Raw genomic sequence first — 15,820 nt, 5'->3', positions numbered from 1 at the left:
TTAAATTAATAGTAACTAGTTTTATTATTTTATAAATTCGCGTTCCGCTTTCAAAAATCAAACGCAAAATGCCTCAAGTTAAAATCTTTTCCGGATCTCAATCCCGGTACCTCGCCGAAAAAATTGCCGCCGCTTATGGCATCGCGTTGGGTGATGTCTCCCTCCAACGGTTCAGCGATGGTGAAATTTCTGCCAGCTTCAACGAGTCGGTACGCGGTTGCGAAGTGTTCCTGATTCAGTCTACTTTTCCGCCGGCCGACAACCTGATGGAATTAATGCTGATGGTGGATGCCGCCAAGCGTGCTTCGGCGCATAAAGTTTGTGTGGTGGTGCCTTATTATGGTTACGCCCGCCAGGACCGCAAAGATAAACCCCGGGTGGCTATTGGTTCTAAAGTAGTAGCCAATGCCTTACAAAGCGTCGGCGCCGACCGCCTCATGACCTGCGATTTACATGCCGGCCAGATTCAGGGATTTTTCGATATTCCGGTAGATCACCTCGATGGCTCGGCCATCTTTGTGCCTTACATTAAAAGCCTGAAACTGGATCGTTTATTATTTGCCTCGCCGGATGTGGGTGGGGTGGTAAGAACCAGGGCTTTTGCGTCTAAATTTGGCGCCGAAATGGTAGTTTGCGATAAGCAACGGGCCCGTGCCAACGAAATTGCTTCGATGCAGGTAATTGGGGATGTAGAAGGTCAGGACATTGTAATGGTGGATGACATTGTGGATACGGCCGGCACTATTTGCAAAGCGGCCGAACTGCTCCGGGAAAGAGGAGCCCGCAGCGTACGGGCTATTATTACCCACCCGATTTTGTCCGGCCCGGCTTACGAACGTATCGAAAATTCAATGCTGGAAGAGCTGGTTGTATCGGATACTATTCCGTTGCGTCATGCTTCGCCGAAGATTAAAGTTTTAAGCTTTTCGCAGTTATTTGCCCGGGCCATCAGCAACGTCGTAACGCACGAATCTATTAGTTCGCTATTCTTGTAGCTTTTAGCCATTAGAAGTTATATCTATAAGTAGTTCGGAATTAAAAGAAGAGCGTTGGGGTTCAGGAAAACAGAATAAGAATCAAGAAGAAATTAAATATTAAAATAATACGGCTAATCGCTAAAAAGCTAATAGCTAAACACTAACAATCAATTTTAACCATTTAACAATTTAATAATGAAAAGTATAGAGATTATAGGGTTTAAAAGAGCAAATCTCGGTAAAACCGAAGCCAAGCAGCTTCGCGAAGAATCGTATGTACCATGTGTATTGTACGGCGGTAGCGAGCAGGTTCACTTCCGTGCTCCTATGATTATGTTCCGCGACTTAATTTATTCACCGGAAGTTGCAACGGTGGATTTAAACATAGAAGGTACTGTTTACAAAGCTATCCTGCAGGATGCCCAGTTCCACCCGGTTAATGAAGTATTATTGCACGCCGACTTTTTACAACTGAACGATGACAAAGAAGTAAAAATGGAAATTCCGGTTCGCTTCGTAGGTGTATCGCCAGGCGTATTATCGGGTGGTAAATTAGTGGCTAAACTGCGTAAGCTTAAAGTAAAAGCTTTACCGGCTAACCTGCCTGATTATATCGATGTTGATATTTCGGATTTGGAATTAGGCCGTTCGGTTAAAGTTGGCAAAATTAAAGCCGAAAACTATACCATTTTAACCAACCCGGCTTCACCGGTAGCAACCGTGGCTATTCCACGGGCGCTGAAACAACAGCAGAACGAGAAATAATTTTAAAATATTTCTGTTTTCCGAATCCTGCCTGGTCTTTTCGCCGGGCAGGATTTTTTGTTTTTAATAACCGGCTTTTTGGTTAATTCCTGTAATTTTGCGGCAAAATAAATACGCTTGGGCGGTATCATAAATATAATTAAAGCGGCTTTTGGTTTTGGTGCCACTACCAGTCCAGCTAATGCCGTCGAAAACTTTCCTCCGGACATGAAATATCTTTTAGTAGGATTGGGCAATATTGGTCCCGAGTACGCCGAAAGCCGTCATAATATCGGCTTTATGGTAGTAGATTACCTGGCGCAGCAACACGAAGCCCGCTTTGAAATCGGCCGCCACGCTTTTGTAACCGAAATAAAACACAAAGGCAAAAGCTATACCCTGGTAAAACCTACCACCTACATGAACCTGAGCGGCAAAGCCGTTGCGCATTATCTTACCTCGCTTAAAATACCGGTAGCCAATATGCTGGTTATCACCGATGATTTGGCTTTGCCCTTCGGTAAGTTGCGTATGCGCTCCAAAGGCTCAGCGGGCGGCCATAACGGTTTAAAACACATAGAAGAAACGCTGGGCTCTAACGAATATGCACGGCTGCGGTTTGGTGTCGGGGACAGTTACCCGAAGGGTCGCCAGGTTGATTACGTGCTCAGTCCTTTCTTTAAAGAAGAGCAGGAACAATTGCCCGCATTAATCGAAAAATCCGCCGAAATGAGTTTGGCCTTCGGAACCATCGGACTGGAACGCACCATGAATTTCTACAATAAGTAGTCTTCTGAGCCGGAGCTAAATTCTTAAATTTTTAATATTTACTTTTTCGCTGCTGATCCAAGGCATTCCAAAGTTCGTTCGGTACCTGGTCGAAATGGTTGAACTCGCCGGCGCCATAAAGCCACTCCCCGCCATCGATGGTAATTACTTCACCGGTGACAAATGACGCATAATCTGATATCAGGTAAGCCGCTAAATTAGCCAGTTCGTGGTGCTCCCCAAAACGCTTTAGCGGGATGCGCTGAATGGGGTCGAGTTGCTGGGCTAACTGCGGCGGAAACAGCCGGCTCATGGCGCCTTCGGTGGGGAAAGGGCCCGGAGCAATGGCATTGGAACGAATATTGTATTTCGCCCACTCGGCGGCCAACGAGCGGGTAAGTGCCAGCACCCCGGCCTTCGCACAAGCCGACGGCACCACGTAACCCGAACCCGTAGAAGCATAAGTCGTAATAATATTTAATATAGCAGCCGGTTGCTGTTGGCTAATCCAATGTTTGCCCAGAGCCAGGGTACAGTTGTAGCTTCCTTTTAAAACAATATCAGTTATCACATCAAATGCTTTATGGCTCAGGCGCTCGGTGGGGCTCACAAAATTACCGGCGGCATTATTTACCAGTACATCTATTTTATTAAACCGGCTTAAAGCTCCTGCCAGCATTGCTTCTACCTCACTATAATTTCTTATATCGCAAGCCAAGGCCAGCACTTCGCCACCGGTTTCTTCGCGTAATTCCCGGGCAGTCTGTTCCAGTACTTCTAATTTCCGGCTACAAATAACGGCTTGGGCTCCTAGTTTCAGAAAGCAGGCGACCATCGATCTGCCTAAGCCGGTACCGCCACCGGTTACCAGAATGGTTTTGCCCTGCAGGGCATCGGCTCGCAACATGGGTTCTGCTGGCATGGTTGTGGTAGTTAAAGCATTAGCCTCCAATTAAATATTTATAAGTGCTTGAACAAAATTAAATTGCACTTTAATTTTTATACAAGCTTTACAGCTAATCTACAGCAACTTATTACTTATTTAGCTTATTTCTTTCTGCCGTACAAGGCTATCTTATGGTGTAATTCCTCCGGTTTAAAAGGCTTGTTCACAAAATCAGTCAGGCCGCATTCCTTTATTTTCTGGTCTATGTCGGATTTGGCAGATGCTGAAAGGGCAATAATGGGCAACTGCCGGTACTTAGGTTCGGGTAAATTCCGGATCCATCGGGTGGCTTCGTAGCCGTCCATCACCGGCATTTGCAAATCCATTAAAATCAAGTCAAAATCGGTCTGGTTAATTTTAGATATTGCTTGCAGGCCGTTGCGGGCCACCTCATAAGTCACCCCCCAGTCTTTCAAATATTTCTCCGTTACCTGAATATTAATGCTATTATCTTCAACCAGCAGCAACTTAATGCCTTTTAAAAGCCCGGCAGCCATAGCACTATTTTGGTTAATACCGGAACGCGAGGTAGTTGCTTTGCCTATTTTTAACTTCAAATCAAAGCTGAAAGTGGTGCCTCTGCCCGGCTCACTTTGTACGTCAATTTTACTGTTAAATAAATTCAGGATGCGTTTGGTAATGGTAAGACCTAGTCCGGTGCCGCCAAATTGCTGCTCGGTATCGGCAGTAGCCTGGGCAAATTCCTCAAATATTAAGGTTAACTTATCTTCCGGAATGCCAATACCAGTATCTTTAATTCTAAAATGAATGTTTACTGCATCTTTTTCATAGCCCAAAAGGTCTAAAGAAACTTTAACGGCACCTTGGTCGGTAAATTTAATGGCATTACCCAGCAAATTGGTCAGTACCTGCCCTATTTTTACTTCATCAGCATTTATATACGCGGGTATTTGCTCATCTATAAAAACTTCCAGCAGGATATTTTTCTCTTCGGCCTTAACCGTAAAGCTGTACAAAATGCTATTTACCAGTTCGCGTAAATTAAAAATATGCGGGTTTAGGGTAGCCTGCCCCGCTTCCATTTTACTCAAATCCAGAATATCGTTTATCAGGTTAAGCAGGCTTTCCGACGAAAACTTTAAAATATTCAGGTACTCCAGTTGTGCTGGTGTGGGACCGGTATTTAAAAGAATATCGGTAATGCCGACAATGGCATTCATGGGCGTTCTTATTTCGTGGCTAAGCGTAGAAATAAAATCGGCTTTAACTTTGGTGGCTTCTTCGGCTTTCTTCTTAGCTAGTAATAATTCCTGTTCGTATTTTTTCCGGTCGGTAATATTAAACAGCGTCACCCGGTTCATTTGTGGTTCCCCGTTTTCGTTGCGTAGCTGAACCGTGTTCGCCAATACTGGTACCGGCGCATTTTCCTTCGGCAGCAGGTCAAAATTTATTTCGTTGGCAAACCCCTGTAGTTTAAGTAAAGGCGTAAAGTGTGTTTCGTAAAATATTTTTCCGCCGATGGCCAGAAAGTCGATAAACTTCTTTTTAGAAATAACTTCTTTGCGGGAGTAGCCCAGCCAGTTTAATAGGGTTTTATTAATTTTAACAATAGTGCCGTCCGGCAAGAAAGATACATAGCCGCAGGGCGCATTTTCATATAAATCCTCCGCACTTTCCAGTATATATTCTTTGTAATCTACCCTGCTCATCATCCCTGCATTACACCTTAACTCTTATAAAAAATTCTTTATTGCCGCAATGGTCTCTTCCGGATGACTTAAATTGGGGCAGTGGCCGGTTGCTTTCATAAATATTAATTTGCTGTTGGGTAATTGCTCATGCACGTATTCTCCTACTGTTGCGGGGGCAATTACGTCTTCGGCGCACTGCAACACCAAAGACGGCGTATGTACTTTTGGTAAATCGGACCGGTTATCCGAAAGGAAAGTTAGCCGGGCAAAGTTCTTCGCAATTTCCGGATTGGTACGGCAGAAACTGTTGGTTAATTCCTGGCCTAACTCCGGTCGTTCCGGATTGGCCATAATCACCGGCGCCATAACACTGGACCAACCCAAATAATTGCTGTCTAAAAAATCGATCAGGCCTTCAATGTCTTCGGCATTAAAACCACCCACGTAATTTTCGTCGTTAATATAACGCGGTGATGGGCCAATTAAAATCAATTTCTGAAACCAATCAGGTTCTTTTATGGCGGCCAACACGCCAATCATAGCGCTAACCGAGTGCCCCACGAATATTACCTCTCTTAAATCCAGTTCCTCGCAAATCTCCAGCATATCATCGGCGTAAGCCTGCAACGAATTATACTTACCCGGCACAAAAGCCTTTAAATCAGATTGCCCGAAACCCACGTGGTCGAACAACACTATTTTATATTCCTGCTCAAAAGCCGGCGTCATGAGGCGCCACATGCTTTGGTCGCAGCCAAAACCATGCGCAAACAACATAGGTATAACGCCCTGACCGCTTACTTTAACATTATTTCTATGCAGAATATCTATCATGAGCCTGTTCCGAAATAAAGCTGAGCAATTTATTAATTATAATTTTATATAATATATATCTAAAGTGCAATAAAATAAAGTCTATTTCTTTTAACGAGCCATCTCCCCTACTGGTTATATTTTTTAGGAACCCTGCCTTATTCTGCGAAGGCTGCCTTCTCGGCATCTCCTGACTGGCAAAATACAAAGGAAGATGGGATGCAACCTAACTAACCCTTGATTAAGAGGAGTTTGCATACGTCTTAATTTTATAATGGTGGTTTTAGGTTAAACTGTTTTTTTAATTAAAGTACTTTTAAGATATTCAAGTCAAAACAAATTAATTATGCTCCTTGATCCGGAAACCTTACGCTTAAGCCAACTTATTTGGGATTATCATCACGTTAACCATTTGCTTTCCCCTGCCGATTGTATTCTGGCCCTGGGTAGCCACGACACCCGGGTAGCCGAACGTGCGGCCGAACTATTTCTGGAGGGCTTCGCGCCGCTGCTGATATTTTCGGGCGGGCTGGGCCGGCTTACCGATGACCTGTGGGATGAACCCGAAGCCGATAAATTTGCCCGCATTGCCCGCGACCTGGGAGTTCCAGCCGATAAAATTCTGACCGAAAACCGTTCGACCAACACCGGCGAAAATATTGCCTTAACGTATGCTTTGCTGCAGCAACACCAAATACCGGTGAAACGCCTGATTTTGGTGCAAAAACCGTACATGGAAAGAAGAACTTTTGCCACCTTTATGAAGCAATGGCCCGGCGAACCAGTAGAAATATCGGTAACCTCCCCCCAGATCAGTTTTGCCGATTACCCCAACCACGAGATTTCGCAGGAAATGGTCATTAATATTATGCTGGGCGATTTACAACGAATCCGGCTATACCCGCCCAAAGGCTTTCAGATTTACCAGGACATTCCGGAAGAAGTGTGGAGCGCTTATGAACAGCTGGTCCGGAAAGGATTTACGAGCCATTTAATGCCTGAAAATTAACATCCCAATAACATCCTTTCTAAAATACTAATGCATTAACTAAAACATGCTTAGTCTGGTTGAGGATAAATTGTAATTTATAATCGCTGCCTTTTAGCCTGACAAAGCACCAACTTTACGGGCTGACGCTGCCACGTAAGTTGTAATTGCATATTGCGCAATACCTTAGTTTTTAAGCCAATATTTTTTAACCTGAATAATAAAAATGGAAGTACAACCTTATTTAAACTTTGAGGGCAACTGCGAGGAGGCTCTGAATTTTTACAAAGAAACCCTGAATGGCGAAATCCGGATGTTAAGTTATTTCGATAGCGCGCAAATGGAAGTACCCGAGGCTTATAAAAAGAAAGTTTTGCACGCCGTTTTACAACTTGACAAAGCTACTATTATGGCTTCGGATTGTTTACCAAACCACCCACTAACCATCGGCAATAATGTTACCTTATCGCTTAATTTCGAAGATGTTGCCCAAATGGAAACTGCTTTTGCCAATCTTGCGGCTGGTGGCCAGGTAACCATGGCGCTGCAAGATACTTTTTGGGGAGCCCGCTTTGGTATGTTAACCGATAAATTTGGTATAAACTGGATGTTTAACTGCGAACAAAAAAAGTAAAGTTTAAGCTTTAACTGTTTTTGATAATTACCCGTGCACCCTTAATAATATATTTTCATTTATTTCGGATTTTAAATATATGGCCTATCTCAGTTTATTATTCATTTCGTTCTGGACTTTCTTTACCCTGGAAACTCCCTCGCTGCCCAAAAAGCCTAAGTTAATTTGGTCGGATGAATTTAATTACCAAGGTCAGCCCGATCCTAAAAAGTGGGTGCCCGAAGAAGGTTATATCCGGAATAAAGAGCTGCAATTTTATACCAAAGGTCGCTTGGAAAATGCCCGCGTCGAAAACGGTAACCTGGTTATAGAAGCCCGCCATGATTCTTTGCTGGTAAACGGCAAAAAAGTACCGGTAACCTCAGCCAGCCTTACCACGCAGGGCACCGGCGAGTGGCAGTACGGCCGCATAGAAGTTCGGGCTAAAATTCCGTCGGCGCGTGGTACCTGGCCGGCCATTTGGATGCTGGGTAAAAATATTAAAGAAGTGGGTTGGCCGGCCTCCGGCGAAATAGACATTATGGAAAACGTAGGCTACGACCCGGATACGGTGCATTTTAACGTACATACCAAAGCTTACAACCATACCAAAAACACGAACAAAGGCCGAAAAGTAGGTTTAGCCAAACCTTCCGCCGATTACCATGTGTACGCCGTAGATTGGAACAAAGACAAAATAGATTTTTGGCTGGACAACAAAGTAGTTTTTACTTTTAAGAACGAAGGTACCGGTACCGATACCTGGCCATTTAACCAACCTTTTTACCTTATTTTGAACCTAGCCATTGGCGGTGGCTGGGGCGGTCAGAAAGGAGTAGATATGACAGCCCTCCCGCAAAAATTTTACATCGATTACGTTCGGGTTTACCAATTGTAAACCATAAAAAGGTAAACAAAAGAGCCGGGTGAAAGTTAAATTTTCACCCGGCTCTTTTGTTTCATTAGAAGTTTAAGCCACTGCTTTCTTGCGCAGTTCTAATACCGTAATCTCGGGCCAGATACCTACCCGGCCAGTAAAGCCCAGAAAACCAAAGCCCCGGTTCACGTACAAATACCGGCTGTTTGCCTCGGCCAGCCCGGCCCAGTGGGCGTAGCGCAATTCCGATGGGCTCCATTTCATGGTAGGCGTTTCAATGCCCATTTGCATACCGTGCGTATGGCCCGATAAAGTCAGGTGTATGTTAGACGGGTGGGTATTAACAATATTTTGCCAGTGTGAAGGATCGTGCGACAGCAATATTTTAAAAGAATCTTTATCTACGCCATTCAGCGCTTTTTCCAAATCGCCTTTCTGAATAAAGCCATCACCCCAGTTTTCTACACCCAGTAAGGAAATTTTTTGACCGTTTTTCTCCAGGGTAATATTTTCATCGAGCAATAACCGGTAGCCCATATCGGCATGGTGTTTTTTCAGTTTGTCCAGGTTGGCAACTTTGGCTTCTTCACTTTCCCACTCCATGTAATCGCCGTAATCGTGGTTACCCAGTACCGAAAACTGACCGAACGGAGCCCGCAACTGCCCAAAGAGATTCATCCAGGGCTCAACCTCATCGGCTACGTTATTTACCAAATCGCCGGTAAAAACAAATAAATCCGATTTTTGGTCTTTTATCATGTCAATCCCCCGCTGTACGGCTTCGGCATTATCAAAAGTACCCGTGTGCACATCCGAAATCTGAGTAATGGTAAACCCATCGAATTCTTCGGGTAAATCGTCAAAAAATAAGGTATGCCGGTGCACTTTGTAATCGTACTTGCCTATGATCATGCCATAAAGAGAAGAGGCGAACGGAATAGCCGCCAAAGCTAAACCCAATTGGCTCATAAATTTCCGGCGTCCAGGTTTTGCCGGCTTATCGCTAGTTCCGGAATTAAAAACAGTTTTAATCATGCCAACTATCAGGCGGTAAATATCTTCGCCAAACAAAACCAGGGTAAAAACCAGTTTGGTTACAAACAAGGTAAAAAAGATGCTGAGAATCCAGTAAGTAAAAGCGTTTCGCATACCAAAAACCGGATAAACCAGCATGGTGGCAGTTACACCCCAGGATAATGCCCAGTAACCCCGCCGTATAAATTTCTTTAATTTAGTTGATTTCCAGTTATCTGTAATGGTACGGATGCCCGCGTAAACGTATTTATCTAGTAAAAATGAAAGCAGAACAACTAGAAAAACACCTATAAAAAATCTTGTTTGATGCATTATTTAATTTTGTATTTAGTAAATAGAGAATAAACCTAAAAAAGGCTTCCCGAAAATATTCAGACTAATTCCAGCTTAGCAGAACGCTTGTTAAATAATAAAATTAATTTATTAAATATTTTTTCGCCCCAAAGGTACTCCGCTCCTGCCATTATGGCAAAAGTTAAAAACTAACTTCCAAGGCTGATCCTTGCTATGTTATCAGCTATAAAGATTAACTATTAAATAGAAGAACATAAAAAAAACAGGTAAGTTCTAATTTCTGTTTATACAAATATTGTGCAAACATTCTCCTGAATATGTTTTATTATAAAATTTATGTTCTGGACCAGATTAGTAAGTGTTATTTGAATTCATTTTATTCCACCGGCATGCGAACTGATAGTTTAATGCGGCAAAGTTCTAATGAATTTAAAAGTAAGTTAAACTTGATTTTGAATATTGTTCATCTGATTGCTTAAGCCGGCGGTATAGTGCTTTAAAAGAAACGCTTGTTCTAAATAATAAAACCGTACCTTCGCCCTCCGGGGAAGGTCTAAATCTTGTAACTGCCTCCATAAAGATAAATAATGCAGTAATTGAATTGTTACGCCCGGAATAGAGTTATACAACAGAACCAGCCGGTAAAAATTATAAAACTATCCGAAACCATTTCGCCGCAACACAGCGGAAACCCGATTACTAAAACCGGCTTATAAAAACCAAGAATGACATTTAATCAATTAAATTTAATAGAGCCCATCCTGAAGGCGCTAGAAAAAGAAGGTTATACCCAACCGACCCCTATTCAGGAACAGTCTATTCCGTTGATTTTGCAACGCAGAGATTTGCTGGGCTGTGCCCAAACCGGAACCGGGAAAACAGCCGCTTTTGCCATCCCGATTCTGCAATTATTAAAAAACGAACAAACAACTGAGCGTGGTCCTAAAGGCATAAAAGCGCTGGTTTTAACCCCTACCCGCGAACTGGCAATCCAGATTGAAGAAAGCTTTACGGCTTACGGTCGGTTTACCGGTTTGCGGCACCTGGTAATTTTTGGCGGCGTATCGCAACACGCCCAAACCGCTGCTTTGCAGCGGGGCGTCGATATTTTAGTGGCTACGCCGGGTCGCCTGCTCGACCTGATGAACCAAGGCTTTATCAACCTGAACAGTATTAAATTATTTGTGTTGGACGAGGCCGATCGGATGCTGGACATGGGCTTTGTGCACGATGTAAAAAAGGTGATTGCGAAATTACCGGTTAAGCGGCAAACGCTGTTTTTCTCGGCTACCATGCCCCCCGAAATCACAGATTTAGCCAATACCATTTTGGTAAATCCGGCCAAAGTAGAAGTTACTCCGGTTTCTTCTACCGCCGAAACCATTAAGCAAGCCGTTTACTTTGTAGAGAAAAACAACAAGCGTAAACTGCTGAACCACGTACTGGAAGACCGCAAAATAGAAACGGCCCTGGTATTTACGCGCACCAAACACGGTGCCGACCGCGTAGCAAAAGATTTAAATAATGCCGGTATTCAGGCCGAAGCGATTCACGGTAATAAATCGCAGAATGCCCGCCAGCGTGCGCTTACCAATTTTAAGAGCCGTACTACCCGCGTGCTGGTTGCTACCGATATTGCTGCCCGGGGCATCGACGTAGAAGAACTAACGCACGTAATTAATTTTGAATTACCGAACGTACCCGAAACTTACGTGCACCGCATTGGCCGGACTGGCCGGGCAGGCGCCAGCGGTATTGCGCTTTCTTTCTGCGACGCCGAAGAAAAGCCTTACCTCCGCGATATTCATAAATTAATTTCGAAAAATATTCCGGTTGTAGAAGATCATCCTTACCATTTCACCTCTATCGGCCATGCCGAAATTGTTGCCTCCAGCGCCGAGAAAAACCGGGCAGAAGTGAAAAAGAAAAAGAAGTGGTTTGGCCGCTCCAGAGGCTAAGCGAATCTAAAACAAGTCCTTATACAAAGGAAAATTTATAAACTTATTCTATAAAACCAGGTGCAAGCAAACACCTGGTTTTATTTTTTTAAAGGAGATAGCTAAATTTCACCAGTCCCGAAAGGGCATATTAGCTTTCCAAAGAACTAATATTTAACAGCAATAGTATACCTTTATTCATTTCAGCTATTCTGCTTATCTTGCTACCCAAACCGTTGAAAAAGCCAGTATAACTTTATGAAGAAAGAGAAACAGACACGTCGATTTTTTATGAAAGCAGCCGGACTGGGGCTGGCTGGGCTTCCATTTGCCTTCTCGGCTTTGGCCCAAAGAGATAAAAAACCGAAAGATAAATTTTACGCGGTATATGTGGGCACCTACGCCAAAGTCGGCGACCTGGGTATATTTCAATATCGGCTAAATGGCACCACCGGCCAGCTTACAAAAGTAAGCGGTTACAAAGGCGGCGCTAATCCTTCTTTTCTTACGTTAGCTCCAGACCAGCAATATTTATACGCGGTAAACGAAGTAGCCGAATTTAACGGCAGCAACACCGGGGCCGTAAGCGCTTTCTCGGTCGATAAAAAAACCGGCCGTTTAACTTTACTCAACCAGCAGGCCACCGGCGGCGGCGCTCCTTGCTATATCAGCCTCGATAAATCAAATAAATTTGCATTGGTGGCTAATTACGTGGGCGGCAATGTAGCTATCTTTCCATTGCAGCCCAATGGCAACCTGGGCAATTTAAGAACCAAGCAGCAACACGAGGGTTCTGGCCCCAACACCAAACGACAGGAAAAACCCCATGCACACTGCATTGTGCCGGCACCGGATAATAAATTTGTTTTTGCCGTTGATTTAGGTATTGATAAAGTAAAAAGCTACCGCCTCGACACCAAGCGGGGTGGTTTAATTGCTAACCCCGGAGGCGATTTTAACGCTAAAGCCGGCGCTGGCCCCCGGCATTTAACTTTTCACCCGAATGGCAAATTTGCCTTCTTAATTCACGAATTAGATAATACTGTTTCCATACTGGCTTATAACAGCACCAATGGCTCGTTTACTCAAACCCAATCTATTTCTACGTTACCGGCCGGTGTTACCCAGGAAAGTTTTTGCGCAGATGTACACGTTTCGCCAAACGGTAAATTTTTGTACGGTTCTAACCGGGGCCACGACAGCCTGGTTGTATTTGCAATTAATGCCGATTCGGGTAATTTAACCTTGGTAGAACACGTAAGTACCCAGGGCAAATGGCCGCGCAATTTTGGCTTCGATCCCAGCGGCAATATTTTACTCGTTGCCAACCAAAATACAAACAATATTTTTACCTATCTCGCCGACCCAAATACCGGTAAACTAAAACCTACCGGCCATTCGGTAGAAGTGCCTTCGCCGGTTTGTGTACAAGTGGTGCCGGCTTTTGCTTCCTAATTACCTGCAATATTTATTAAATGCCAAAATAAAAGGCTTTGCTCATGGGCAAAGCCTTTTATTTATTAATAATTTGCTAAGGCCTAATGCTTTAAGGGCGTTGGTAGTTTAGTTTAATCGTTCTCTTCCAAAATAAAAATATCTTCTACTTTCTTCTCGAACACCCGGGCAATTTTAAGCGATAACACCGTTGACGGCACGTATTTATTCAGCTCCATGGCATTAATGGTTTGGCGGCTCACCCCAATTAAGCGGGCCAGTTCTTCCTGGGTAATATTTTTAATTGCCCTTTCTACTCTTAATTTATTCTGCATGGACCTTAAGGGAGTAATTATTCTGGCTTAACATCAAATGAAACCGGATTATAAAGAAAATCAGCAGGGTAAACATGTTCAGCACCATGAAGGTAAGAAACTGGGATTCATACACCAATAGCAGGCTAAGCAATAAAAAACCATAATTCAGGTAAGTGGCCCAAACCAACGACTCCAACCGGACTTTAGCAATATACTCGTCTTCCTGTTTTTCCTTTGAAAAATTCACCAAAATAGCCCCAATGAGAAAAATTATTCCGGCTATTTCATTGGTCAGGTTATTGTAAACCACATGGCTGGCTGGGGTTTCGTTGTTAAATAACGGTGCATTCTTAAATAGCGAAAATACTTGGGCATTTAAGAAGGGCGCTTCATAATCTAGAAATACGACCATTATGCCTAGAATAGTACCAGGAATTAACAAGAGCCAACCCACTTTCTTAAAGGAGTTGGGAAATAAGAATGATGTTTTCATAGTGATTAGGTTTTAAGTTCGTTACAAATGTAAAACATATTTTACAAAAGTCAAGTATTTTTTACATTTTGTATTAAATATTTTACCATTTAATTTATTATCATAATTATAGCCCTAAGGAACCAGAATAATATTCCGCTGACTTAATGTCTAATTTTTAAATTTACCGTCTAAATAAGCCTTGTCTGATGAACCGTGTTTTAACCTTGTACCGCAACGCTTATGGTGGTTTGTCGAGGCCGGCCTGGATGCTGGCTATGGTTATGTTTATAAACCGGAGCGGGGCTATGGTGGTGCCTTTCCTAAGTGTTTATTTAACCGAGGCTTTGGGCTTTTCTTTGAAACAAGCGGGGCTGGCTCTGAGCGCTTTTGGTTTAGGTTCTATGTGTGGTTCTTTTTTAGGCGGCTGGCTCACCGACCGGGTTGGGCATTTCCGGGTGCAGTTTTACAGCCTGATTCTGGGCGGCAGCTTTTTCTTTATGTTGCTGCAATTAAAAAGCTTTTTACCGTTTGTGGGCGGTTTGTTTATTTTAAGCCTGATTACGGAATGTTTGCGGCCGGCTAACTCTTCGTCGGTTGCTTTTTACGCCAAACCCGAAAACCTTACCCGCGCTTTTTCGCTCAACCGGATGGCCATTAACCTGGGCTTTTCTATTGGTCCGGCAATTGGCGGCTTATTGGCGACTATATCGTACCAATGGTTATTTATGGCTGATGGCATTACCTGCATTTTAGCCGGGTTGTTTTTTTACTTTTATTTTAACTCCCGCAAAGGTTACCAGCCCAAAATTCAACCGGAGAAAACAGTTGAAAAAAGTAATTCGTCGCCTTACCAGGATTATCCTTACCTGGTTTTTGCTTTTTTGTGTACCTGCTTTGCGGTGGTATTTTTTCAGTTTTTCACTACTTTACCGCTTTATTACCGTCAGGTTTATGTGTTGTCGGAGGCGCGCATTGGTACGCTGCTAGGCCTGAACGGCTTTATTGTTTTCCTGTTTGAGATGATATTAATTTACCTCATCGGGCAGCGAATTTCTTTTACCAGGTTAATTGTAAGCGGTATTTTGCTCAACGGGTTTTCTTTTATATTATTAAACCTGGTCTACGGGCAATTTGTATTATTTATCGCCATGTTATTATTGAGTATGGCCGAAATATTTGCCATGCCTTTTATGGCTACCATTACGGTTAACCGTTCCAACGACCACAACCGGGGCGCTTACATGGGCTTGTATTCGCTCTCTTACTCGGCGGCCCATATTCTGGCCCCTTACCTGGGCACCAGCATTGTGGCTGCTTATGGCTTTACAACCTTGTGGTGGCTGGCCGGTATTTTTTCGGTACTTACGGCCATTGGATTTATGGTGATAACACCTAAACTTAATACCCATGCTCCAGCGGTTTAGTATTAAACGGCAACGGTGATTCCTCAAAATCGTAAAATCAGAATCTCCGAAAATAATTCTGATATACTATTCTAACCAGATATTTTAGCTCCGGGAAACTATGGCCATTACATTAACCGGTAAGGTTACAAACAAAGACTGGCTGGCTTTAAAGCCTTATAAAACTTTCAACGACTACGATAAACCTTTTCTGAAACTTGCCAGCGAGGTAAATAACCTGTTATCAAAGGAGAAAAAGTGGTTTTTGAAATACGAAATGGGCAGTGAAAACCTAAAGGAACTGGCCTGTATCTTAACCTCTTACTTCGAAGATTTTATCAGCGAAATCGGAATCTGGCAGACATTTATAAACCATAATAAAGAAACCTGCGGTTTTTACCTGCCTTTTTACGATTTAACAGAATACGATACCGAATACCTAAACCCGCAGGATATTGCCTACCTGATTTGGCACTACATGTCAAAAAACTATGTAGATTCTACCCTAGCGCCGGATTTCCCTTTAACACTAGTGCTTCACCAAACT

Annotated in this window: 16 protein-coding genes; 10 read left to right on the top strand and 6 right to left on the bottom strand. The window is 43.3% G+C overall.

What is annotated here, in order from left to right; translation table 11 throughout:
- Positions 1 to 68: 68 nt before the first annotated feature.
- The 3 genes from AAE02nite_RS22650 to pth all read left to right on the top strand — a co-directional run bounded on the left by AAE02nite_RS22650 (position 69) and on the right by pth (position 2,510).
- Positions 69 to 995: a ribose-phosphate pyrophosphokinase gene (locus AAE02nite_RS22650; RefSeq protein ID WP_146903707.1), complete on the top strand. Its 927-nt coding sequence runs from the start codon at positions 69 to 71 to the stop codon at positions 993 to 995.
- A gap of 177 nt (positions 996 to 1,172) precedes the next feature.
- Positions 1,173 to 1,742, top strand: a complete 570-nt coding sequence (locus tag AAE02nite_RS22645) for a 50S ribosomal protein L25/general stress protein Ctc (RefSeq protein ID WP_146903702.1) — start codon at positions 1,173 to 1,175, stop codon at positions 1,740 to 1,742.
- A 207-nt stretch (positions 1,743 to 1,949) separates the two neighbouring features.
- A complete protein-coding gene (gene pth, locus AAE02nite_RS22640; RefSeq protein ID WP_146903886.1) occupies positions 1,950 to 2,510 on the top strand; it encodes an aminoacyl-tRNA hydrolase in 561 nt (186 codons plus the stop codon).
- A gap of 31 nt (positions 2,511 to 2,541) precedes the next feature.
- Here pth and AAE02nite_RS22635 read toward each other — a convergent pair whose 3' ends face one another.
- From AAE02nite_RS22635 to AAE02nite_RS22625, 3 genes are all read right to left on the bottom strand, one after another.
- On the bottom strand, positions 2,542 to 3,411 hold the full coding sequence (locus AAE02nite_RS22635) for an SDR family oxidoreductase (RefSeq protein WP_146903699.1): 870 nt from the start codon (positions 3,409 to 3,411) through the stop codon (positions 2,542 to 2,544).
- 125 nt (positions 3,412 to 3,536) lie between these two features.
- Complete coding sequence (locus AAE02nite_RS22630) at positions 3,537 to 5,108, bottom strand: ATP-binding protein (protein WP_146903696.1); 1,572 nt, start codon at positions 5,106 to 5,108, stop codon at positions 3,537 to 3,539.
- Positions 5,109 to 5,129: 21 nt separating this feature from the next.
- Complete coding sequence (locus AAE02nite_RS22625; protein WP_170252668.1) at positions 5,130 to 5,921, bottom strand: alpha/beta fold hydrolase; 792 nt, start codon at positions 5,919 to 5,921, stop codon at positions 5,130 to 5,132.
- A gap of 325 nt (positions 5,922 to 6,246) precedes the next feature.
- Here AAE02nite_RS22625 and AAE02nite_RS22620 point away from each other — a divergent pair, with 325 nt between their 5' ends.
- The 3 genes from AAE02nite_RS22620 (at position 6,247) to AAE02nite_RS22610 (ending at position 8,399) form a co-directional block, all read left to right on the top strand.
- Complete coding sequence (locus AAE02nite_RS22620; RefSeq protein WP_146903692.1) at positions 6,247 to 6,909, top strand: YdcF family protein; 663 nt, start codon at positions 6,247 to 6,249, stop codon at positions 6,907 to 6,909.
- 205 nt (positions 6,910 to 7,114) lie between these two features.
- Positions 7,115 to 7,522 carry a VOC family protein gene (locus tag AAE02nite_RS22615; RefSeq protein WP_146903690.1) on the top strand — a complete coding sequence of 136 codons (408 nt, stop codon included), beginning with the start codon at positions 7,115 to 7,117 and terminating at the stop codon, positions 7,520 to 7,522.
- A gap of 79 nt (positions 7,523 to 7,601) precedes the next feature.
- The gene (locus AAE02nite_RS22610; RefSeq protein WP_146903688.1) at positions 7,602 to 8,399 is read left to right on the top strand and encodes a glycoside hydrolase family 16 protein; all 798 of its coding nucleotides are present in this window, start codon (positions 7,602 to 7,604) and stop codon (positions 8,397 to 8,399) included.
- A gap of 72 nt (positions 8,400 to 8,471) precedes the next feature.
- Here the strand turns inward: AAE02nite_RS22610 and AAE02nite_RS22605 are convergent, their stop codons facing one another.
- On the bottom strand, positions 8,472 to 9,725 hold the full coding sequence (locus AAE02nite_RS22605) for a metallophosphoesterase (protein ID WP_146903686.1): 1,254 nt from the start codon (positions 9,723 to 9,725) through the stop codon (positions 8,472 to 8,474).
- A gap of 707 nt (positions 9,726 to 10,432) precedes the next feature.
- On the opposite strand from AAE02nite_RS22605, the gene AAE02nite_RS22600 reads away from it, so the two are divergent.
- On the top strand, positions 10,433 to 11,665 hold the full coding sequence (locus AAE02nite_RS22600; protein ID WP_146903683.1) for a DEAD/DEAH box helicase: 1,233 nt from the start codon (positions 10,433 to 10,435) through the stop codon (positions 11,663 to 11,665).
- 237 nt (positions 11,666 to 11,902) lie between these two features.
- The gene (locus AAE02nite_RS22595; protein ID WP_146903680.1) at positions 11,903 to 13,099 is read left to right on the top strand and encodes a lactonase family protein; all 1,197 of its coding nucleotides are present in this window, start codon (positions 11,903 to 11,905) and stop codon (positions 13,097 to 13,099) included.
- Positions 13,100 to 13,212: 113 nt separating this feature from the next.
- On the opposite strand, the gene AAE02nite_RS22590 is transcribed toward AAE02nite_RS22595, so the two are convergent.
- Positions 13,213 to 13,413 (bottom strand): helix-turn-helix transcriptional regulator, encoded by a 201-nt coding sequence (locus tag AAE02nite_RS22590; protein ID WP_146903677.1) that lies wholly within the window; start codon positions 13,411 to 13,413, stop codon positions 13,213 to 13,215.
- Positions 13,403 to 13,888, bottom strand: coding sequence for a hypothetical protein (locus AAE02nite_RS22585; RefSeq protein WP_146903674.1), 486 nt, complete (start codon positions 13,886 to 13,888; stop codon positions 13,403 to 13,405). The genes AAE02nite_RS22590 and AAE02nite_RS22585 overlap by 11 nt, the downstream gene beginning before the upstream one ends.
- A gap of 188 nt (positions 13,889 to 14,076) precedes the next feature.
- Here AAE02nite_RS22585 and AAE02nite_RS22580 point away from each other — a divergent pair, with 188 nt between their 5' ends.
- Together AAE02nite_RS22580 and AAE02nite_RS22575 are read left to right on the top strand one after the other, a co-directional pair.
- On the top strand, positions 14,077 to 15,294 hold the full coding sequence (locus AAE02nite_RS22580) for an MFS transporter (RefSeq protein ID WP_146903671.1): 1,218 nt from the start codon (positions 14,077 to 14,079) through the stop codon (positions 15,292 to 15,294).
- A gap of 100 nt (positions 15,295 to 15,394) precedes the next feature.
- A partial coding sequence (locus AAE02nite_RS22575) for a DUF3843 family protein (RefSeq protein ID WP_146903666.1) occupies positions 15,395 to 15,820 on the top strand: 426 nt, incomplete at its 3' end.

The organism is Adhaeribacter aerolatus, from assembly GCF_007991635.1.
Classification (GTDB): Bacteria; Bacteroidota; Bacteroidia; order Cytophagales; family Hymenobacteraceae; genus Adhaeribacter; species Adhaeribacter aerolatus.
Note: the sequence above shows the minus strand (reverse complement) of the source record. Positions and strands in the feature narration are given on the sequence as shown.